We start from the raw sequence: 21,977 nt of genomic DNA, 5'->3' as shown, positions 1-21,977 counted from the left end.
TACGGCTCGGTCGCTTCGGGCCGGGTTCATCTGCTCGCCGCGCGACGGTAGAGCATCAGCGACAACGGCATGCACACGGCGAGGATGGCGGTGCTCCAGCCGATCGAATAGCCGAGGGCGTGCTCGGCGACCCAGCCCGACGGGGGCACGAAGTCTCGTGGTGCGCCGTTGCCGAGATGTTCACGGCTCGTGGTTGCCACGGCTGTGACCGGATTCCACTCCGCCACAGTCCGTAACGGCCCCGGCAGACTGGCCGCGGAGATGAACGCCGACGACAAGAACGTCACGGGAAACATCCACAGGAATCCGATGCTCTGTGCCACTTCGACATTCGGCGCCGTCAGTCCGGTGACCGCTCCCACCCATGCCATCGCGAGCGCGAACAACACGATCACCCCGAACGCTATCGCCGCATCGGTCATCGAACCGTGTATCCGCCAGCCTATGACGAGACCACTGACGACCATGACCGCGAGACCGACGAGGCCGAGGAGCATGTCCGATCCGACCCGACCGGCGATGACTGCGAGCCGCGACATCGGCAGCGAACGGAGTCGATCGATGATCCCGTCCGACATGTCGTTCGCGAGCCCGACCGTGGTGAACGCGGCGTTGAACACGACTGTCTGCGTGAAGATCCCGGCCATGAGGTATTCGCGGTAGGAGTGTCCACCGAACGTGGCACCGAACACGTAGGCGAAGAGGAACACGAACATCAGTGGCTGGATCGTCGCGCTGACGAGCAGCGTGGGAATCCGTCGAACCGTGAGCAGATTGCGCTCGACTATGACGGCGGTGTCAGTGAACATCAGCGGTCTCCCGTACGTCGTCGGTCGGTCTGGCCACGCTGTCGGTGCCGACTGCGTGGTCGGTCAGCTGCAGGAAGACGTCGTCGAGCGTCGGCCCGGCCACCGAGACACTGCGTACCGGTGTGCCGACCGCATCGAGTGCGCGGACAACGTCGGGGATGTCGTGCGCGCCCTCGGCAACGGGCACCGACCACTGGTCGGGGGCCGACCGGTTCGGCGATCCGACCCCGATCGCGGCGAGCGTTCTCGAAACGAGAACCGCTTGCGCGCCGGTGGGTTCGGCGTCGAACTCGACGGTCAGGATCTCCGGTGTGATCGAGTTCTTGAGTTGCTCGGCGCTGCCCTGTGCACGAATCCGACCGTGGTCTATCACGGTGATCTCGTCGGCAAGCGTGTCGGCCTCCTCGAGGTATTGCGTCGTCAGCAGCACGGTGGTACCCGCGCGCACCTGTGACGCGATCAGATCCCAGATCTGTCGACGACCGCGCGGGTCGAGTCCCGTCGTCGGCTCGTCCAGGATGACCAGACGCGGACGATTGACGAGCGCTCCCGCGAGGTCGAGCCGCCGCCGCATGCCACCCGAATAGGTGCGCATCGGACGATCGGCGGCGTCGTCGAGTCCGAGGTCGGTGATCATGTCCCGCGCCAGTTCGGCCGCTTCGCGTCGTCGGTGGCCGTAGAGCTGCGCGACCATGCGTAGGTTCTCGAAACCGGTGAGGGTTCCGTCCACTGCGGCGTATTGTCCTGAGACGCCGATGATCTCGCGTGCACGGTCGGGTTCGCGCAGCGCGTCGATCCCGTCGACGGTCACCGTGCCCGCATCGGGACGCAGCAGCGTCGCCACCATGCGGACGGTGGTGGTCTTACCGGCCCCGTTCGGGCCGAGGAGGGCGTGGACGGTGCCGGCGGGGATCGTCAGGTCGAGGCGGTCCACGGCCGTGACGATGCGTCGGCGCCGCCCGAGGCCGGAGGTGAACACCTTTCGTACACCCCGCAATTCCAGCGCGTTGGTGGTCGGGGTGTCGATGGGATCAGTCATCCTGTGTCGCCCGGTCGGCATGACTGCTCCCTTCCATCGCTTCGATGAGGCTCGCGGGCCGCAGATCGGTCCAGTTCTTTTCGACGTAGGCCAGACATTCGTCGTGGCCGGATGGCCCGAACACGCTGCGCCAACCGGCGGGGACCGGAGCGAACCGAGGCCACAGCGAATGCTGGTTCTCGTGGTTCACCAGGACCAGGAACACGCCGTTGACGTCGTCGAACGGGTTGGTCATGAGTCATTCCTCTCGATGTGGTGCCGCGCCGTTCGACGCGGTCGTGGGGACAAGACGTCGGCAAAGGAGATCACATTCTCCGGCAACAGCATTCGTGCGTGTGAGCAGTCGACGTCGATGTTGTGGATCGTTCCGTCGATGTAGGGGTGCCACCCCGCGACCGCCGGTGCGCCGGGCTGTGCGGCCCTGGTCGCGGACACGAAGGTGACGTCTCCGTGGAACACCCGCGGACGCCACGGATGTGCCAGCGCACCCGCATTCTCGAACACGCGGTGCACCGCACCGAACTCCGCTCTCGAGAGCCCACCGAGAAGACCACCCGCGTGTCGTACCGCATGCCAGGCGGCGTCGACGTCGGACGTGTCGGTGAGATCGGTGGTGGTGATACCGAATTCGCTCATCAGCTCTGCAACCGACGATTCGGTGGCGAGATCGGGACGGTCGGAGAGCACGTAGGAATCGAGAATCGTCAGATCGGCCACGTGCTCGCCACTCTCGGCGAGAATGACCGCGATCTCCTGCGCGATCAGGCCGCCGAGCGACCAGCCGAGCAGATGGTAGGGCCCGGTGGGCTGTACCGACTGGATCTGCTCGGCGTAGTACGCGGCCAGCTCGCCCAGTGACGACGGTGCCCGCCGGCCGGACAGTTCGGGATTCTGCAGTCCGTAGACGGCACGTCCGGGCTCGAGGTGGGGCAGCAACGACGCGAACGCCCAGGACAGCCCGATCGCCGGGTGTACCGCGAACAGCGGTGTGCTGACCGGGGTGGAGTGCTCGGGCGTCGTGCGCAGTGGTATCAGTACCTGCCACGCAGCGCGGGAGTCGGTGGCCGCAGTCGGCTCCGACCCACCCGTCGCCTGGTCGAGACCGGCAGCCAGTTCGGCGGCTGTTGGCGCAGCGAACACATGGTGGGCGCGTATCTCGATGCCGAGCACCGACGTCAGTCGATCGGTGAGAGTCGTTGCCTGCAAGGAGTTCCCGCCGAGATCGAAGAAGCTGGCATCCGCGGCGACCTCGTCGACGGGCAGCTCGAGGACTTCGGCGAACACCTCGCAGATCGTCGATTCGGTCCCGGGTCGCGGAACTCGGCCACGCCGCACGATCACCGGTGCGGGCAGGGCGGCACGGTCGAGTTTGCCGACAGGGGTCAACGGGATCTCGTCGAGAATCGTCACCGTCGCAGGAACCATGTGGCGCGGAAGGCGTTGTGCCACAGCACGTCGTAGCTCGTCGTCGGTGATACCTGAATTTCCGGCATCGCCGACGAGGGTCACGTAACTGTCCAGTCGAGCGCCATTGCCTGTCGCTGCGTGGTCGGACGGGGGCTCGACGCCGCCGACGACGGTCACCGCGAAGTCGACGCGGGGGTCCGCGGCGAGCGCGTCGTCGATCTCGCCGAGTTCGATCCGGAAGCCGCGCACCTGCACCTGGCTGTCGCTGCGCGTCACGTAGGACAGTCTCCCGTCGACCGTCCACCGCACCAGATCGCCGGTGCGGTACATGCGACGGCCGGCGAACTCGTCTCCGGCGACCATCGGGACCGGTACGTACCGCGACGCCGTGAGCCCCGGTCGACGGTGATAGCCGCGGGTCACCTGCGAACCGATCAGGTACAGCTCGCCGATGACACCGACCGGAACGGGGTGGAGCCTGGCGTCGAGGACGAGTGCGCTCACGCCGTTGTTCGGTGTGCCCATGGTCAATTCGTCGTGTGCGCGCAGCGGGTCGCTTGCCGTGGTGATCACCGTGGTCTCGGTGGGACCGTAGACGTTGATGACCCGGCGGCTCTGCGATCCGCGCTGACGTCCCGATCCCCGGTGGCCCGCGCCCCACCGCCGGGCGAGATCGGCGCCGAAGGCTTCTCCACCGATCGCCAGGCAGTGCAGCGTCGAGACGTCGGTCGGCGACATGCTCGCGATGGCAGCAGGTGTGATGAACGCGTGCGTCACACGGTTGTCGGTGAGGAACCGCGCGAGCGGTTCGCCCCCGTACAGGTCGGGCGGTGCGATGACCAGACATGCGGAGCCCGCAGCTGCCAGCAAGAACTCCAGAACCGACGCGTCGAAACTCGGCGACGCGAAGTGCAGCACTCGTGAACGCGAGTCGGGAGACATACGGGTGCGCAACTCGTCTCGCACCGCGCGCAAACCGGAGTGCGGCACGAGCACACCCTTCGGACGTCCCGTCGAGCCGGAGGTGTAGATGATGTACGCCAACTGGTCCGGGCGAGCGGGGATGGCCTCGGCGCTTGTGAGCGGCGCCGACGACTGGCGCGCCAGACGGGCGAGAACGGCGTCGTCGTCGACGGCTATCACCGGTGCGGTCGACGGCAACCGGTCACGGGTCGCGGTGTCGGTGACGACGAGCTGCGCGCCACTGTCGGCGAGCATGTGCGCAATCCGCTCGGGCGGATACGTCGGATCGACCGGTACGTACGCCGCGCCGGATCGCACGATCGCCCAGATCGCCACCAGCGCCTCGATGGACCGGGGGATGGCCATGGCCACCACCGGTTCCGGATCGGAACCCGGTCGTGCGCCGCCGCCGATGCCACGGCCGAGGAGTAGGCGTGCCAGTCGGTGCGCGCGGGCGTCGAGTTCGCGGTAGGTGATGTCGACGACGCCGTCGGTCGCGGCGATGTGGTCCTGGCCGCGGGTCACGGCTGCGTCCAGGATTTCGCCGAAGGTCATCGGCTCGCCGGGACGTGGGCCGCTGGCCGGTGCGACGTCGGCCACCTCGAGCGGATCGGTGACGCGGATGTCACCCACGGCTCGCTCGGTGTCGGTGGTGATCGCGCGCACCACTCGCAGGAACCTGACGGCGAGATCGTGTGCCTCGCAGTGACGATAGCGGTTCGTCGCGTACGTCACCTCCAGGGCCGCGTGGGATGACTGCAGGCCCGCGAGAGTGAACTGCAGAGCGAACTTCGCCTGCGCTGCACCCACTTCGCCGACCTCACCGACGAGTCCGTCGACGAGCTGGATGCGGCCGTGCGCGATGTCTGCGCCGAAATCGTGGACGGACAGCGCGACGTCGAAGAGCGGGTGGCCCCCGGCCGACCGGTCGGGATTGACTGCGGCGACGACATCGTCGAACGGAACGTCCCCGTGATCGAGCGCGGCGAGGTCGTCGTCGCGCAGCCGACCGAGCAGTTCGCCGACGGGTTCGGAGCCGTCGATCCGCGTCCGCAGAGCCACCGTGTTCACGAACATGCCGACCACTCGGGCGAAATCGGTATCCGGCGCCTCATGCAGTACTCGGTTCGCGACCGGTGTGCCGATCACCACGTCCGAGCCGACCCCGAGGCGGTACAGCAGAGTGGACAACGCGGTGTGGAGGACGGTGAACGGTGTCGTCGAATGCGCGCGGGCACACTCCGTCACGGCACGTCGGAGCTCGTCGTCGAGCGGTACCGACACAGAGTCGGCGGCCGGCACGGCATCGGCCGACATGGAGGCGGCGGTGGAGACGGAGCCGTCCGGTGTGCCGGGGGTGCTCGACCGGACGGGCCGCATCGGTGTGGGTGCGGTGTCGGCCGGTGCCCCTGCCAACGCCGTCGTCCAGTAGGCCAGTCGGTCCCCGCCGGACGAGTGACGTGCAGACGTCGCGGCCAGCGCCGCGTAGTCGCGATAGTCGAAAGACGCCGCCTGCCAGCCGGTCCGGCGCCCCCGACGTCGCTCTGCGTATGCCGTCGACAGGTCGTCGACCAGCACCGGCAGCGACGCGCCGTCGGCGGCGACATGGTGCACGACGAGAACCAGGATGTGCTCGACGGTGGTGTCGTCGGAGATCCGGGTCAGCACGTGCACGCGCAGGGGAGGCTGCGTCGAGATGTCGATGGGTATGGCACACAGGTGCGTGATCAGCGCGGTCGCATCATCGTCACTGCGGTAGCCGAGCGGCTGCATGTGCCCGATGGTCCGTTCCGCCCCGATGAGCAGGCCACCGGCCGAGGCGGGCGGGTAGATGGTGCGCAGACCGGCGTGCCGCGACGCGAGATCGACCAGCGCGTCACGCAGCGCTCGGCGGTCGAGGGGGCCGGTCAGGCGCAGCGTGAAGGGCATCAGGTAGTCGGTCGACGCGGAGTTTGCGCGTGCGAGCGACAACAGTCGACGCTGCATCGGCGCGATCGGAATGACACTGCCACGCGGGGGGATCACCGGTGTCTTCGTCGCCGTGGCTGTCGGCTCGGTCTCACCGACGAGCGTGGCGAGAGCGCGCACCGTCGGGTTGTCGAAGATCTCGCGAACGCGCAGTCGGTGACCGTCGCCGGTGCCGAGCCTGGCAGCGAGAGTGGTCGCCTGCAGCGAGGTACCCCCGGACTCGAAGAAGTCGGTGTCGGGACCGAGGCTGTCAGCGCGCACACCGAGCACGGCCGCCATCGCCGTGGCGACACGACGCTCGGCAGCGGTCGTCAGATCTGTTGTGGCGCTCCTCGTTGCGGTCAGGGCTGTCGTGGGTGTGTCGGGTACGGGCAGTGACCGACGATCGATCTTCCCGTTGGGCGTCAGTGGCAACCGATCGAGCACGACGACGTTCGACGGCACCATCTGTCGCGGGAGGGTACGTGCGACGTGGGCGATGAGTGCGCTGTCGCTGAGTGTGTCGGCCGCTCTCGACGACACGTACGCGATCAAGCGGGCGTCGGCGCCCTCGCCGTGGACGACGGTGATCGCGGTGTCGACGTCGGGATGTGTTGCCAGAGCGCTGCTGACCTCGTCCAGTTCGATACGGAATCCACGCACCTTGACCTGGTTGTCGCTGCGACCGTCGAACACCAGTGAACCGGAGGTGGTGCGGTGGACGACGTCGCCCGTGCGGTACATGAGCGCTCCCGACACACGGGGGTCGGCGACGAATCGACCTGCGGTGAGGCTGGGACGGCCAAGATATCCGCGAGCGATTCCCGGACCTGCCAGATACAGTTCGCCGGGCACCTGGTCGCGGACAGGAGCCAACCTGTGGTCGAGAACCAGTGCCGTGCAGCCGTTCACCGGCTCGCCGATCGTGATGTCATCGCCTGGCTGCAACGGCTGCGACATGGTGGCGACGATCGTCGTCTCCGTCGGTCCGTAACAGTTGACGTAGCGTCTGCCCGGAGCCCAGGCCGCGACGAGCTCGGGTGGCGACGCCTCACCGCCGACACCGAGGGTCCGCAGTTGTGGAAGCGGTCGAGGGGTGGCGGCCATGAGCGCGGCCGGCGTGATGAACGCGTGCGTGACGGCGGTGTCGTCGAGGAAGTCGACGAGTTCGTCGCCGCCGTAGATCGTCGGTGGCGCGATGACCATCGTGGCGCCGGCGTCGAAGGCGAGGAGGAACTCGAGGAATGTCGCGTCGAAGCCGGGCGACGCGAAATGCAGTGTGCGGTCGCCGGAGTGGACGTCGTAGCGATCACGCTGGCTCTGACTGAACGCCCCGATTCCCCGGTGGGTCACCGCGACGCCCTTGGGCGTACCCGTCGAGCCGGACGTGTAGATCACGTAGGCGGCGGCATCCACTCGGCGGGGAGCGGGGGCGGTGGTCGAACCCCCCGGTTGTCCCAGTATCTCGGGGGTCAGCCAGCGCACGTCGGATGTGGAGTGTTCTGCGATGGCGGTGTCCGGATCGGTGATCCCCACGTGTGTGTCGCAGTCGCGGATCATGTGCGCGATGCGCTCGGCGGGATATCGCGGATCGATGGGCAGGACCACGCCACCTGCGCGAAGTACCGCCCACAGTGCCGCGACGAAACGCCACGACCTCGGAAGTGCCACTGCAACGATGTGTTCTGGCCCCACGCCCTCGTTGCGCAATCCGGCCGCCCACTGTGCGGACAGTTCGTCGAGTTCGGCATAGGTCAGGGTCATGTCGCCGTCCACGACAGCGACGAGATCGCGGTGCCGTGTGGCTGTGAGATCGAGCAGATCGGCGAGATGTACCGGGTCCGGGGAGAACGCGGTGGCCGTCGACGGGGCGTCGACGAGATGCTCGTCGATGCGTTTGCGCGGGTGTGTCACGAGCTGGCGCGCGAGTTCCACGAAATCGTCCGCCAACTTCTCGACGCGGGAGCGGGTGAAGACGTCGGTGGCGAACGTCATGCGCAGGGTGTCGCCGCGCGACTGCACCTCGAGGTCGAACCTGACTGCGCCGGTGTCGACTTCCTCGACCGCGGTGCGGAGGTCACCGAGTGCGATGTCGGAAGTCGTGAGCGGATCGTCGTCGACGGTCAGTGAGATGGCGAACAGCGGGTGGCGGCCTGTTCGGGGTGGGCGCACGGCAGCGACCACAGCGTCGAACGGCATGTCGGCGTGCGACAGGGCATCGAGATCGGCCCGACGTACTTCGTCGAAGAGTTCGGCGGCCGACCACCCGCCGTCGACACGGGTCCGCAACACGACGGAGTTGACGAACATCCCGACCAGGCCCGCGAGGCGCGGATCGGCACGGCCGGCGACGGGGGTTCCGATGACGATGTCGGCGTCGGCGCCGACGGTGTGGACGTCGGGGTCGGCGCAATGCCTGCGCAGCAGTGCTGCGAGTACCGCGTGGATGGCCATGAACTCGGTGGTCGTCGCACCGCCCAGTTCGGTGAGGCGTTCGCGTAGCCCGCGGTCGAGGGCTACTTCGACGACGTCGGCGCCCTGTTCGACATCTACATCGTGAGCGTCGGGGGCATCGGGAAGCAGGACCGGTGCGGAGTCGACGCCGTCGAGCGCGGTGCGCCACCATCCGGTGAGCGCGGGAAGACGGGTATCGAGCGACTCGCGCTGCCAGCGGAGGAAGTCGCGGTAGACGAGGGGGAGCGGATCTGCCGATGGTGATCGACCATCGGACAGATCCGCGTAGGCGCCCGCGAGGTCATGCGCGAGTGGCGCCATCGACGCGCCGTCGGCGGCTATGTGATGCACGACGACGGTCAGTTTGTGGTGGTGGGGTTCGTCGGTCAGCCGGTGTAGTCGGACTCGGATCGGTAGGTCGCGGGTGAGGTCGAACGGACACTGCGCCAATGCCTCAGCGGCACGAGCCCACTGGTCCACCGACACATCTGCATCGACGTGGAGCACCACGCTGTCACCGGAGCAGACCGACAGCTCGGGGCGGCCGTCGCTTTCGGGGTAGACCGTTCGCAGTGGCTCGTGCCTGTCGATCACCCAGTTCAGAGCACCCTCGAGCGCGTCCACGTCGAGCGGGCCGCGAATGTCGAGTGCGAAGGCGATCGAATAGGAGGCGGGCGGAAGGTCGTCGTCAGCGGTGTCGTTCCCGAGCGTGTTGAGGAACCAGAGCTGTTCCTGGGCGGGCCCCGGTGCCACCGGCGAGGTCGGATCATGCTGCAGGAGTGCGTGTTCGGTTTGGGATTCACCGTGTGCTCCCGCGAGCAGGTCGCCGGCGGGTCCCGCCCACTGCAGGGCGAGTTCAGCAACGGTCGGATGGTCGAAGATCTCGCGAACGGGCACTCGGGTACCGGTGCGCTGTCCGACGGAGTCGGCCAGCTGTGTCGCGAGTAGCGAGTTTCCACCGAGGTCGAAGAAGTCGTCGTCGACACCGACGTCGTCGGCCGGTCGGCCGAGCACCTCGGCGAACAGGGACATGATCGTGCGTTCGGCCTCGGTGCGTGGAGCCGTCACGTCGGCGTCGCGTGTGGCTGCGGCGTCGGGCGTTGGTAGGGCGCGCATGTCGATCTTGCCCGCGGGAGTGGTCGGGATCTCCGGGACGACGACGATGGCCGTCGGGATCATGTGTCGCGGCAGACGGTCTCGCAGCCTGGATTGGATCTCGGCGTGCGCACGAGAGCTGATCTGCTCCGATCGGGTGCGGTCGAGGGCGACGAATGAGACCAGGCGTGCGTTGGCACCGTCACCGTCGACGACACTGACCGATGCCACCACCTCGTCGAGTGCGGTGAGTGCGGCGTCGACCTCGCCGAGCTCGATGCGATGTCCACGTACCTTGGCCTGGTGGTCGGCGCGCCCTCGGAACTCGAGGCGATGATCACGCGTCCACCGGACCAGGTCACCCGTGCGATACATCCGATCTCCGGGGTCGCCGAACGGATTGGCGACGAACCGCTTCGAGGTGAGCCCGTGGACCCCGTGATAGCCACGCGCGAGATGGGTTCCCGCGACGTAGAGTTCACCCGTCGTACCGGGGGCGACCGGCTGCAGACGTTCGTCGAGCACGACCGTCGACACCCCGCGGATCGGCCTGCCGATGGTGACTCGTGGGGAGTAGTCGCTCGTCGCGGTGTCGACGATCGGGTCGGACACCGTTGCCACGACCGTGGTTTCGGTGGGGCCGTAGGCGTTGAAGATGGTTGTCGTCTCCGACCACCGACGCACTGCCTCGGGATTGGGATGCTCGCCGCCGATCACCAGAACGTCCAACTCCGGTACCGCGGTGGGATCCATGGTGGTGAGCAGCGACGGTGTGAGAAACGCGTGGGTCACACCTGCCGAACGCATCAGGTCGGTCAGCTCCGCGCCCGCGGCGGGGTCGGGTCCGACGATCCGCATGGTCGATGCCGCGGAGAACGCCATGAGCAATTCGAGGACCGAGGCGTCGAAGCTCGGTGACGCCATGTGCATCGTGCGACTGTCGGCGCGGAGTCCGAACTGCGACACCTGTTGCGCAGCGAAGTCGGCGAGCCCTCGGTGGCTGACGACGACACCCTTGGGTGTGCCCGTCGTCCCGGAGGTGTAGATCATGTACGCGGGTTGGTCGACGGAGAGGTCGGCCGTGCGGGCAGTGGATCGACCATCGGAAGGTTTCAGGTCATCGAGCGTGAGCGTCGAGATGTGTTGCGCTGCCGTGCCGAGTGTGGCGAGCGACCCGGTGTCGTTCACCAGCAGGCAGGCGCCGGAATCCGTGAGCATGAAGTCGATGCGTGCGGGTGGATAGGTGGGATCGATCGGCACCCATGCGGCGCCGCACCGCGTCACCGCCCAAACCGTACGCACCCAGTCGATTCCCCGCGGCAGGGCGACTGCGACGAAGTCCTCGGGACCGATTCCTTCGCTGCGTAACCGCTCGGCGAGAAGCTCGGCACCGGCGTCGAGTTCACGATAGGTCAGCGACGTGATGCCGTCGGTCACCGCGATCCGATCGGGCTCGGTGGCCACCGCTGCCGCGATGATCGACGAGAAGTGTTCGACGGGACGGGTTCCCGCGCCGACGGCCGGGACGAGCCCGAGTCGCTCGCCGAGGTCGAGCATGCCGATGTCGCCGACCGGTCGCGTCGGATCGTCGGTGATCGCGGCGATGATCTTCGCGAGTCGGCTGCCGAGGCCCGAGACGGTGGCGGCGTCGAACAGTTCTGTGGCGTAGCTGATCTCGACGTCCATACCGGCCGGGCTGCCGTTGTCGTCGGTGTACTCGACGAAGGTGAACGAGAGGTCGAACTTGGTGCGTCCGATCTCGACGGGTGTCGCGGTGGCCGTCAGTCCCGGCAGGTCGATCGTGATGTCGTCGCGGTTGTCGACCGACACCGACACCTGGAAGAACGGATGCACCTGCGCCGACCGCTGCGGGTTCAGTTCGTTGACCAGGTGGTCGAACGGCAGGTCGGCGTGGTCGAACGCATCGAGGTCGGCGGCACGGACGGCGCGGAGAATCTCGCTGAACGAGGCGTTCTTGTCGATGCGCGTCGGCAGGGCGAGGGTGTTGACGAACATGCCCACCAGGGTGTCGACGTCGGCGTCACCCCGACCCGACACCGGTGTCCCGAGCACGATCTCGTCGTTCTGGGCGAAACCACGGAGCAGCGTGGCGACCGCGGCGTGGATGGCCATGAACAGCGTGGCGTCGTTGTCGGTGGCCACACCGGCCAGTGCGCCGTGTCGACCCGCCGGCAGGCGAACGGAGACGACGTCACCGGTCGTGGCGGCGCGATGGGTACGCGGACGGTCGTGCGGCAGTTCGGTTTCGGTGGGAGCGTCGGTCAGGCGTGCACGCCAGAAGTCGAGGTCGGCGGAGGCGTCACCGAGAAGTGCTTCCTGCTGCCCGACGGCGACGTCGGAGTAGGTGACGGGTAATGGCTTCCACCCGGGTGCTACTCCGGTGAGACGCGCACGGTAGGCGGTCGCAAGGTCGGCCGCGAACGGAGCCAACGACCATCCGTCCGCCGCGAGGTGGTGGATCACCACGACGAGCGTGTGGTCGTCGGGCGCGGCGCGCAGCAACCGGGCGCGGATCGGGATGTCGCGGGTGAGGTCGAATTCCTCGGCGGCGACGTCTGCGGTGCGTCGTGCCACCTCGTTCTCGACGCCGTCGACCTCGTCGGTGCGGGCAAGATCGTCGACGGGCAAGGCAACCGACATGGCGCCTGGCGCATGGATGTTGAGGTATGCCTGGCCGTCGCGCTCCGACACCGTGCTGCGGAGCGGCTCATGTCGTGTCACGACGTCGTCGAGGGCGGCCTGTAGCGACTCGACATCGAGTGTCCCGACGAGTCGGATCGAGAATGGGATGTGGTATGCCGCTGCGGAATCCGGGTCGAGACGTGCGGTCAACCACAGTCGGTGCTGCGCGGGTGACAGCGGGATGCGCTCACCGCGTGTCGCGCGGGCATGCGGAGAACTCGTGGCAGGCCGTACGTCGTCGTGGACACCCGCGCTGGACAGGGCCGCGGCGAGCGCTGCGAGATCGGGCGCGTCGAACACGGTGCGCAGCGGCAGCCGGTGCCCTGTCACACGTGCGAGGCGCGCGCTCACCCTGGTTGCCGACAGCGAGTTTCCGCCGAGCGAGAAGAGGTTGCCGGACATCGAGACCGGCACGGCTGATCCCAGGACGGCGGCCACGGTGTCGGCCACGGCGCGTTCGAGTGCCGTGCGCGGTTCCACTCGCCCTGTGGCCGGGGCAGGCCGTGTCGGGGCGGGAAGCGCAGAGCGGTCGAGCTTGCCGTTGGTGGTCGTCGGAAGAGCGGGCAACACACAGATGGTCGACGGAACCATGTGCGCCGGAACGTGTTCAGCGAGTTCGCCACGGAGGTCCCTGGAGTCGAGCTCGTCAGAGCCGGAGACGTACCCGACGAGCACGGTGCCTCCGACCTCGGCATCGTCGAGAGCGACGACCGCAGCCGCGTGAACGCCGGGCAGCGTCGAGAGCGCCGATTCGACCTCCCCTGGCTCGACCCGCTGTCCGCGGATCTTGACCTGCGAGTCGGCACGTCCGAGGTAGTCGATCTCGCCGCTCGCGCGTCGGCGCACGAGGTCGCCGGTGCGGTAGAGCCTCGCGCCGTCACGGCGTGGATCGGCGACGAACCGCGCTGCCGTCAGGTCGGGGCGGTTCGCGTAGCCGCGCGCAAGTTGAACGCCGCCGAGGTAGAGCTCCCCGACCGCCCCGATCGGCTGCGGCATCAGGTGATGGTCGAGCACGTGGGCACTGGTGTTGTCGACGGGCACACCGATCGGCACATCACCAGCGTCGCTGCGACATGCATCGTGAAAGGTCACGTCGATGGCGGCTTCTGTCGGACCGTAGAGGTTGTGGACCGGCGCCGACGTCAGTGCTCGGATCGCGCCCACAGTCGCGGGAGCGAGCGCCTCACCGCTGGTGAAGATCTGTCGCAGCGAGCCGAGCGAGTCACGTGACGACGCCGCCTCGTCCATGTGGGCCTCCGCGAACGCCGACAGCATCGACGGCACGAAATGCACTGTGGTGATGCCATGTTCGGCGATCACGTCGCGTAGATACCACGGGTCGCGGTGTCCGTCGGGGCGGGCCACGACGAGCGTGGCGCCCGCGATGAAGGGCCAGAAGAACTCCCAGACAGAGACGTCGAATGTCGCCGGGGTCTTCTGCAGCACCCGGTCATCGGCGGTCAGGTGGTAGTGGTCCTGCATCCAGCGGAGCCGGTTGACGATGGCTCGGTGGTCGATCACGACACCCTTTGGACGCCCGGTCGATCCCGAGGTGAAGAGCACGTACGCGGGATGGTCGGGGCGGGGTGCACGCGGATGTGCCGACGCGACGTGCACGGCCGAGTCGGGCGCTGCTGTCAACTCGTCCAGCGACAGCAGCGTCGTCGCGATGTCGTCGGGTGTGTCCGACGAGCCGGTCTGCGGAGACCACTCCGGCGCTGCGATGACGGCAGCAGGTCTGGCGGTCTCGAGGATGTGTGCGAGTCGGTGCGGCGGCTCGGCCGGATCGATCGGCAGAAACGCTGCGCCGGACCTGATCACCGCATGGAGCGCGAGCACCTGGTCGGCGCTGCGTGGAAGAGCAACCCCGACAACCGATTCGGGTCCGATGCCGCGTGACGAGAGTGATGCTGCAGCGGCGCGTGCACGTGCGGTGAACGTTGCGATGTCGAGTTGGGCGACGTCGGGTTCGATGACCGCAACGTGAGTTGCGATGCTGTCGGCGAACCCTTCGTCGAGCAGAGACAGCAGCGTCGACCCGTCGTCGACGACGCTGCGGCCGTGCGCGGCGTCGTCGATGGCTTCCATCTCCGCCGAGGTCGCGGGCACGACGTCGACGACCGGTGTGTGTGCCGGGGCGGTGGCGAAGCGTCGGAGGAAGTCGACGATTCGGCTGTGGTGCCGAGTGATGTCCGCGGCGGAGTAGAGGTTCGGGTTGGCCTCGAGGTCGAGTCTCATGCCGCCGGTGAATCCGTCGTAGACATTGATCGACGCGTCTTCGACGGGACCGGTGGACAGCACGTTCAGCGCACCGCGCAGCGAGCCGAAGTCGATGTGCTCGAAGAAGAGCATCACGTTGACCATGGGGCCGAAGAACCCGCGTGTGCCGTCGGTTCGGCCCAGGATGTCGGCGCTGATCTCCTCGTGGCGAAAACGCTGATGCCGCACCGCGTGCTTGATGTCGGAGTTCGTGATGCGCAGTGCATCGGCAATCGTGGTGGTGGCGTCGAAGCCCATACCCACCGGCACGACGTTCGACGTGAGTCCTGCGGAGGTACGCAACAGGTCGGTGTCGCGGCACGCGACAGGCAGACTCAGCATGGCGTCGTCACGGTCGTTGAGCCGGGCCAGATAGAGGGCCACTGCCGCGGTGATCACCGAGGCCGTCCGCACACCGTGCTCGGCGGCGCGAGCCCGGATGGTCTCGACGAGGTCGGCGTCGAGTTCGACGCTCTCGACCGCGGCGACGGGCGCCGCGGGCGCGCTTGCCGTCGACAACGAGGTGGGTGGCGGAGCGTCGGCACCCCCGGGGCGTAGGCGCTGCTCCCAGAATTTGCGGGCTTCGACGAACGCGGCGGATGCGCGGTAGTCGTGGTCGATGTCGGCGATCTGCGACATCGACGCACTCGTCGACGGGGGAACTGCGGTGCCTGTCGTCATCGCGGTGTAGTGCGCGGCGACCCGGACCATCATGAACATGGCGGCGTATCCGTCGAAGGCCACGTGATGGCCCCAGCAGTACCAGAGCACGTGGTGGGGGCCGAGGCGCAGCAGATATGTCTCGAGGAGCGGATCGGAGTAGACGTCGACGCGTCGTGACCGGTGCTCGTCGATCCACGCCAGCGCGCGCCCACGAGGATCCTCGGCATCGGAGAAGTCGAGGAGCCCGAGCTCGATCGTCCTGGCACGGTCGACGACGATGCGTGGCTCGCCGTCCTCGTCGTCGACAACGCGCAGCAGGCCCGACTCGGTGTCGTGCGCCGTCGACCGTACGGCCCGGTCCATGACGTCGGCGTCCACATCGTCGAAGAACTCGGCAAACGCCGCGACCGACATCGGGATGTCCGGGTCGAGCTGCTGGGCGAAGAAGATGCCACGCTGCGCAGCGGTCAGAGGCAACGCGTGCCCTTCCGCGTGCCCGGCCCCGACCTGGCTTCCGGTGACGTGAGTCGTGCTCACCTCGGTGCTCACTGTGCCTCCTCGTGGTGTGACCGACGGCGGCCGTGCCGGGCCGATCGGTCGGTGCTGGTGGTGGCCCCTGTGACCTTGGATCTGCTCGTGCTTCGCGTGACGAACCGGTGCAGATGGGTGCGGATCGCAGAAAAGATCGCGCTCGCATCGAGCCCCGGGGGAGAATGGGCAGTGCGGCAGGCGACGACGTTCGGGCGGCGTCCTCCGACACCGATTTGGCCCGGACCTGCGGTTTCGCCTACACTTGTGGGGTTGCCTGCGGCGCCGAGCGCGTCGCGAATCGGCTCGCGAACCCACCAGGTGGTTGCGCCGGATCGCAAGATCTCGGCAAAACCCCAGGCAGGCGTGTGTCCGGTGGTGACAGACCGTGTGCGTCGGGTCGGAAATCCGGCGCACAGATGCGGTGGTCCATTCACGTGGATCCGCCGTGTCGACGACATCCAGGTCAAGGAGACTAACGAGTGATTCAGCAGGAATCTCGCCTGCGGGTCGCCGACAACACCGGTGCCAAGGAGATCTTGTGCATCCGCGTGCTGGGCGGCTCGTCTCGGCGCTATGCCGGCATTGGTGACGTCATCGTCGCCACTGTCAAGGACGCCATCCCCGGCGGCAACGTCAAGCGGGGAGAGGTCGTCAAGGCGGTCATCGTGCGCACCACCAAGGAGCGCCGTCGTGCGGACGGAAGCTACATCCGTTTCGACGAGAACGCCGCCGTCATCCTCAAGGGTGAGAGCGACCCCCGCGGTACCCGCATCTTCGGCCCGGTCGGCCGCGAGCTGCGTGAGAAGAAGTTCATGAAGATCGTGTCGCTGGCACCGGAGGTGATCTGACATGAAGGTGCACAAGGGTGACACTGTGATCGTCATCTCGGGCAAGGACAAGGGCGCCAAGGGCAAGGTCATCCAGGCCTTCCCGAAGGAAGAGCGTGTTCTGGTCGAGGGCGTCAACCGCATCAAGAAGCACACCGCTGCGTCGGCCAACGAGCGTGGCGCGGCGTCGGGCGGCATCGTGACCCAGGAGGCTCCGATCCACGTGTCGAACGTGATGGTCGTCGACTCCGAGGGCAATCCCACCCGCGTCGGCTACCGCGTCGACGAGGAGACCGGCAAGAAGGTCCGGATTTCCCGCAAGACCGGGAAGGACATCTGATATGACCACCACAGAAAAGACCGAGAACCAGGCCGCCTCCGGTAACGGGCCGCGTCTCAAGCAGCGCTACCGCGCCGAGATCAAGGACGCGCTCAACACCGAGTTCGACTACGCCAACGTGATGCAGATCCCGGGCGTCGTCAAGGTCGTCGTCAACATGGGCGTCGGCGACGCCGCCCGTGACTCGAAGCTGATCAACGGTGCGGTCACCGACCTCGCCCTGATCACCGGTCAGAAGCCGGAGATCCGTCGCGCACGCAAGTCGATCGCACAGTTCAAGCTGCGCGAGGGCATGCCGATCGGCGCTCGCGTCACACTGCGTGGCGACCGTATGTGGGAGTTCCTGGACCGCCTCGTGTCCATCGCGCTTCCCCGTATCCGCGACTTCCGCGGACTCTCGGACCGCCAGTTCGACGGCAACGGTAACTACACCTTCGGCCTGAACGAGCAGTCGATGTTCCACGAGATCAACATCGACAACATCGACCGGCCGCGCGGTATGGACATCACCGTCGTCACCTCGGCCACCACCGACGAGGAAGGCCGCGCGCTGCTGCGCCACCTGGGCTTCCCGTTCAAAGACAACTCCGTGAAGGACAACTGATGGCAAAGAAGGCTCTGGTCAACAAGGCCAACAAGAAGCCCAAGTTCGCCGTGCGGGCCTACACCCGGTGCAACCGCTGCGGTCGTCCGCACTCGGTGTACCGCAAGTTCGGCCTGTGCCGTGTGTGCCTGCGCGAGATGGCACACGCCGGCGAGCTGCCGGGCGTGCAGAAGTCGAGCTGGTGACCCAGCTGCGCTGACTCAACTCGCCGGCCGGCCGGCCCGCGTTGCGGCCGCCGGTTGAGTTTGTCGAAACCACGACCCCGTCTCCCCCTGTGGGAGGCGGGGTCGTCGTCGTTGCTCCGTATGACAGGAGGGCCCGTCTTCCGAGGCGGTATGTCATACGGATCGCGCGTCCGCCGATAGGGGGATGCAACGGTCACCCGGTGTATCGCCTGATCGTGCGATCCTCGGGCCGGCCCGGTGAGCGAAGACTCATCGTCAGCCCCTCACGGCGAGCCCAACCGGGGTGACCGGGGCCGAAGACGGAGGACACGACCATGAACTACACCGACTCGCACACAACTCGGTACACCGTTGCCGACTATCTGCTCGATCGACTCGCGGAGCTCGACGTCGACACGGTCTTCGGAGTACCCGGCGACTTCACCCTCGGGTTCCTCGATCACGTCGACGAGCGCAGCGACATGAGGTGGGTGGGCACCGCCAATGAGCTGGGCGCAGGCTACGCGGCCGACGGTTATGCACGGATGCGTGGGTTCGGGGTGGTCTCGACGACCTTCGGTGTCGGCGAGCTCAGTGCCGTGAACGCGATCGCGGGGTCGTACGCCGAGTTCGTGCCGGTGCTCCACATCGTCGGCTCGCCGACGGAGTTCGTGCAGTCTTCAGGCCGCCCGACACATCACTCCCTCGGCGACGGCGACTTCGACCATATGGTCCGGATGTCGGCCGAAGTCACCGTGGCGCAGGCCGTCCTCACTCCCGACACGGCAGCGGCCGAGATCGACCGGGTGCTGTCGGAGATGATCGTGACCAGCAGGCCGGGCTACCTCTCGTTGCCCGCGGACGTGGCCGAGGCGATCTGCGTCCGGCCGTCGGGATCGCTCGCCGTGCGGTCGATGTGCACCGATCCGAATGCTCTGCGACCCTTCGCCGCCGCGGCGCGCCGACTGCTCGACGATCACTCCCCAGTAGTGCTCGCCGACATCTTCGTGCACCGGTCGGGCGCGCAGGAAGCCCTCGACAGACTGATCAAAGTCGGTGGGCTCCAGTACTCTTCGTTGCTGTGGGGGCGACGGGTCGTCGACGAGTCGGCTCCCGGCTACCTCGGCATCTACGTCGGGGAGGCGAGCCGACCGGAGGTTCGCCGAGCCGTGGAGAACGCGCCGGTGCTGATCACCGCAGGCGTCTCGTTCACGGATCTGGTGTCGGGGTACTTCAGTCAACATCTCGATGCGAACGCGAGGATCGATCTGCAACCGCACACCGCAGTTGTCGCCGGAGAAGTGTTCGACCGCGTCGAGATGCACGATGCGCTCGAAACCCTGGCGGAACTCGTCGTCGCGGCCGAGCCTGTCGGAGGGCAGTCGATGTGCGCGCATCGCCGGATCCGTGACCAGTCAAAGGGAGGGGCACTGACGCAGGAGGCGTTGTGGCACGGTGTCGCGGCGGCGGTGACGTCGTCGGACATCGTCCTCGCCGAACAGGGCACGAGCTTCTACGGTCTGGCCTCGGAACGACTTCCGCACGGTGCGGTGTTCATGGGTCAACCGCTCTGGGCCTCGATCGGCTATACGCTGCCCGCGCTGCTCGGTGCCGCCCTGGCCGCGCCCGAACGTCGACCGGTCCTCCTCATCGGCGACGGCGCGGCGCAGATGACCGCCGCAGAGTTGGGCACAGTGATCCGCAACGCCGTGCCCGCGGTCATCGTTGTCGTCAACAACAACGGATACACGGTGGAGCGGGCGATCCACGGACCGACCAAGCGCTACAACGACATCGCGCAGTGGGTGTGGACGCAACTTCCTTACGTGCTCGGCGGGACCAGTGGTCTCGTCACCACCGAGTTCGTCACGACACGGGCTGAACTCGACGCCGCCCTGGCCCGGGCCGCCGGGAATCCCGATCGCCTCACCCTCATCGAGGCCGTCACCGCCGAACTCGACGTCCCACCCACACTGACGGCCATTGCGTCGGCCGCGGTTACCGCGAACGTCGGCTGACCGGACGCCCTGAACAGTCCCGCGGCCACGCCGGCCGCGGGACTGTCTGGTTGCGCGTGTGACCTCGAGAACCGACGACATCGTCGGACAGCGGCTGGGGTCAGCCGATCGCCCAGGCGTTGGGGGCACACACGATCTTCGACGACGGATCGAGTGCGTTCTTGATGATAGACACCGCGCGCGGCGAGTAGCTCATCGAGACGTGGTCGGAGGCATCCTGTTCACAGCCGTTCTGCAGCACGATATTTCGGGTGTTCTTGGTTCCACGCGGGAAGAACGTCGAATCGAAGGGTGTCGTCACCTCGTCGTAGCGGGTGCCGAGGATGGTGTACTGCACGTCGCCGATCGCGTATTTGCCGCCTGCGTTGAGATGCTTGATGAACTCGGAGTCGTAGACCTGCTGAATGCCTGACGATCCGACGAGTAGCGCGACGGGCCCGAGGACGTCGATACCGAGGTTGTTGATGGTTCTACCGAGCGCGCCGATGCCGATCAGGGTGGTGCCGTTGTTGGTCGCACCCAGGGTCACCAGGTGGTCGACCTTCGACGCGCCATTGTTGTAGCGGATGAACTGACGTGCGACGACGCCGCCTTGCGAGTGACCCACCATGTTGACCTTCTCCGAACCCGTTGCCGCACGGACCTTGTCGACGAATCCGCCGATCTGTGCGGCCGACTTCGTGATGTCACCGGTGCCGAAGCGGCCGGGCAGGACAGGGCCGACGCCGCCGCCCGCCAGTGGCGCTGCGATTCCGTAGTTCATGGCATAGACGCAGTAGCCGGCTTTCTTGAGTTCGGGGGAGATCATCGCCCAGTTGTCATAGGAGTTCTCCCAGGTGCCGTGAACCAGTACCACGGGCTCCTTGCCCTCGGTGGGCTTGCAGTTCCAGTCGTTTGCGCCCGGTGGAGCGGTATTCGGGGAGAACACCCCGTAGCCGAATGCGGCGAGAAAGCTCTGTTGAGCGGGCCCGTTGCCGGTGGGGATCGACGACGAGCTCGCGCCCTTGTAGATATTCGCCGCGACGACAGGCTTCTTCGCGCCCGCGGCGATCTCGTCGGCGAGTTGTTGCTGCTGATCGGCAGCAGCGGCAGGACCGGCCAGAGCGGCAGTGAGGCCGACGCCGAGTGCGGCTGCTGCGGCGCTGACGGCCAGCCGACGGGCCCATCCGCGTCGAATCGCGGGCGTCTTCACTGATGTGGTCGTAGACAAGTGCAGTCCCCTCAAACTGTGAGATCACCGTGGCTCGAGATTATGAGTGATTCACGCCACGGTCTTCGGGAACCGTAACTTACCGTTAGGCAGGGGTACAAGTGTTCACTGGAGGGGTGAGACGAAATCGGTGAAGCGTCCAACGCTGATCGGTGACGATCCTCGGTGCCCACGCTCTGCGCGGCGCGTCGCCTATCGGTCGCGGTCTTTGACGCCGACCGGTTGCCACCCGCGTCGCGTCGGTCGGTCGCCCGGTGCGGGCAGCCGGTCGCGGCTGCGGTAGACGATGTAGGGCCGGAACAGATAGTGCACGGGTGCGGTGAACATGTGGACGAGGCGCGTGAACGGCACGAGCGCGAACAACGTCAAGCCGATGAGCACGTGGACGTGGAATCGCAGCGGTGCCGCGTCCATCGCGCGAATGTCCGGTTGCAGTATGAAGATCGAGCGGAACCACGGTGAGACGGTCTGCCGGTAGTTCACGCCGGGACCGCGCGGATCGACCGCTCCGACGACGGTGATGTAGGTGCCCGCGATCAACGCGCACACAAGCACCAGGTACATCAGCTTGTCGTTGCGGGTCGTCGCCATGTACACCGGCCCCGTGGTGCGGCGGCGGTAGATGAGCAGGCCGACGCCGAGTAGTGTCGCCGCCGCAGCGAGGACCCCGAAAAAGCCTGCGCCCCAGTGGTACATCGTTTCCGAGACGCCCAGCGCATCGGTCCATGACTGCGGGATCGCCAGTCCGATGGCGTGCCCGATGATCACCACCAGGATCCCGTAGTGGAACATCGGCGACGCGATGCGTAGCAGGCGTGACTCGTAGAGCTCCGACGAGCGCGTCGTCCAGCCGAACTTGTCGTAGCGGTAGCGCCAGATCGTGCCGCCGATGAGTATGAGCAGCACGAGATAGGGCAGTACGCCCCACAGGAAGATGTCCATCT

Annotated in this window: 11 protein-coding genes; 5 read left to right on the top strand and 6 right to left on the bottom strand. The window is 67.0% G+C overall.

The features are described 5' to 3' along the window. Nucleotides 1-26 precede the first annotated feature (26 nt). From GOOTI_RS07220 to GOOTI_RS07205, 4 genes are read right to left on the bottom strand one after another with little or no spacing between them, the layout of a single operon-like run. Entirely contained in the window at nucleotides 27-809 is a 783-nt protein-coding gene (locus GOOTI_RS07220) for an ABC transporter permease (protein WP_007237909.1), read from the bottom strand. Continuing rightward, on the bottom strand, nucleotides 799-1,848 hold the full coding sequence (locus GOOTI_RS07215; RefSeq protein ID WP_007237908.1) for an ABC transporter ATP-binding protein: 1,050 nt from the start codon (nucleotides 1,846-1,848) through the stop codon (nucleotides 799-801). The genes GOOTI_RS07220 and GOOTI_RS07215 overlap by 11 nt, the downstream gene beginning before the upstream one ends. Further along, nucleotides 1,841-2,083, bottom strand: a complete 243-nt coding sequence (locus tag GOOTI_RS07210) for an MbtH family protein (RefSeq protein ID WP_007237907.1) — start codon at nucleotides 2,081-2,083, stop codon at nucleotides 1,841-1,843. Before GOOTI_RS07210 ends, GOOTI_RS07215 begins: the two co-directional genes overlap by 8 nt. Further along, nucleotides 2,080-15,888, bottom strand: a complete 13,809-nt coding sequence (locus GOOTI_RS07205; RefSeq protein ID WP_007237906.1) for a non-ribosomal peptide synthetase — start codon at nucleotides 15,886-15,888, stop codon at nucleotides 2,080-2,082. The genes GOOTI_RS07210 and GOOTI_RS07205 overlap by 4 nt, the downstream gene beginning before the upstream one ends. Before the next feature lie 461 nt (nucleotides 15,889-16,349). Here GOOTI_RS07205 and rplN point away from each other — a divergent pair, with 461 nt between their 5' ends. From rplN to GOOTI_RS07175, 5 genes are all read left to right on the top strand, one after another. Next, a complete protein-coding gene (rplN, locus tag GOOTI_RS07195; protein WP_007237905.1) occupies nucleotides 16,350-16,718 on the top strand; it encodes a 50S ribosomal protein L14 in 369 nt (122 codons plus the stop codon). A 1-nt stretch (nucleotide 16,719) separates the two neighbouring features. Then, nucleotides 16,720-17,037 carry a 50S ribosomal protein L24 gene (gene rplX / locus GOOTI_RS07190; RefSeq protein WP_005170381.1) on the top strand — a complete coding sequence of 106 codons (318 nt, stop codon included), beginning with the start codon at nucleotides 16,720-16,722 and terminating at the stop codon, nucleotides 17,035-17,037. A 1-nt stretch (nucleotide 17,038) separates the two neighbouring features. Then, nucleotides 17,039-17,641, top strand: a complete 603-nt coding sequence (rplE, locus tag GOOTI_RS07185) for a 50S ribosomal protein L5 (protein WP_007237904.1) — start codon at nucleotides 17,039-17,041, stop codon at nucleotides 17,639-17,641. After that, complete coding sequence (locus GOOTI_RS07180; protein ID WP_007237903.1) at nucleotides 17,641-17,826, top strand: type Z 30S ribosomal protein S14; 186 nt, start codon at nucleotides 17,641-17,643, stop codon at nucleotides 17,824-17,826. The genes rplE and GOOTI_RS07180 overlap by 1 nt, the downstream gene beginning before the upstream one ends. A 314-nt stretch (nucleotides 17,827-18,140) precedes the next feature. Beyond that, nucleotides 18,141-19,823: an alpha-keto acid decarboxylase family protein gene (locus GOOTI_RS07175; protein ID WP_007237902.1), complete on the top strand. Its 1,683-nt coding sequence runs from the start codon at nucleotides 18,141-18,143 to the stop codon at nucleotides 19,821-19,823. Nucleotides 19,824-19,923: 100 nt separating this feature from the next. On the opposite strand, the gene GOOTI_RS07170 is transcribed toward GOOTI_RS07175, so the two are convergent. Both GOOTI_RS07170 and narI read right to left on the bottom strand, forming a co-directional pair. Then, a complete protein-coding gene (locus GOOTI_RS07170) occupies nucleotides 19,924-21,015 on the bottom strand; it encodes an esterase/lipase family protein (protein WP_007237901.1) in 1,092 nt (363 codons plus the stop codon). A 210-nt stretch (nucleotides 21,016-21,225) separates the two neighbouring features. Continuing rightward, nucleotides 21,226-21,975, bottom strand: a complete 750-nt coding sequence (gene narI / locus GOOTI_RS07165) for a respiratory nitrate reductase subunit gamma (protein WP_039993710.1) — start codon at nucleotides 21,973-21,975, stop codon at nucleotides 21,226-21,228. Nucleotides 21,976-21,977 lie beyond the last annotated feature (2 nt).

This window comes from Gordonia otitidis NBRC 100426, from assembly GCF_000248075.1.
Classification (GTDB): domain Bacteria; phylum Actinomycetota; class Actinomycetes; order Mycobacteriales; family Mycobacteriaceae; genus Gordonia; species Gordonia otitidis.
Note: the sequence above shows the minus strand (reverse complement) of the source record. Positions and strands in the feature narration are given on the sequence as shown.

What these genes read in the sequence shown, in the direction of transcription:
- GOOTI_RS07180 (WP_007237903.1), top strand. Translation starts at nt 17,641, where the DNA reads ATGGCAAAGAAGGCTCTGGTCAACAAGGCCAACAAGAAGCCCAAGTTC.
- rplX (WP_005170381.1), top strand. Translation starts at nt 16,720, where the DNA reads ATGAAGGTGCACAAGGGTGACACTGTGATCGTCATCTCGGGCAAGGAC.
- narI (WP_039993710.1), bottom strand. Translation starts at nt 21,975, where the DNA reads ATGGACATCTTCCTGTGGGGCGTACTGCCCTATCTCGTGCTGCTCATA.
- GOOTI_RS07175 (WP_007237902.1), top strand. Translation starts at nt 18,141, where the DNA reads ATGAACTACACCGACTCGCACACAACTCGGTACACCGTTGCCGACTAT.
- GOOTI_RS07215 (WP_007237908.1), bottom strand. Translation starts at nt 1,848, where the DNA reads ATGACTGATCCCATCGACACCCCGACCACCAACGCGCTGGAATTGCGG.
- rplE (WP_007237904.1), top strand. Translation starts at nt 17,039, where the DNA reads ATGACCACCACAGAAAAGACCGAGAACCAGGCCGCCTCCGGTAACGGG.
- GOOTI_RS07210 (WP_007237907.1), bottom strand. Translation starts at nt 2,083, where the DNA reads ATGACCAACCCGTTCGACGACGTCAACGGCGTGTTCCTGGTCCTGGTG.
- GOOTI_RS07220 (WP_007237909.1), bottom strand. Translation starts at nt 809, where the DNA reads ATGTTCACTGACACCGCCGTCATAGTCGAGCGCAATCTGCTCACGGTT.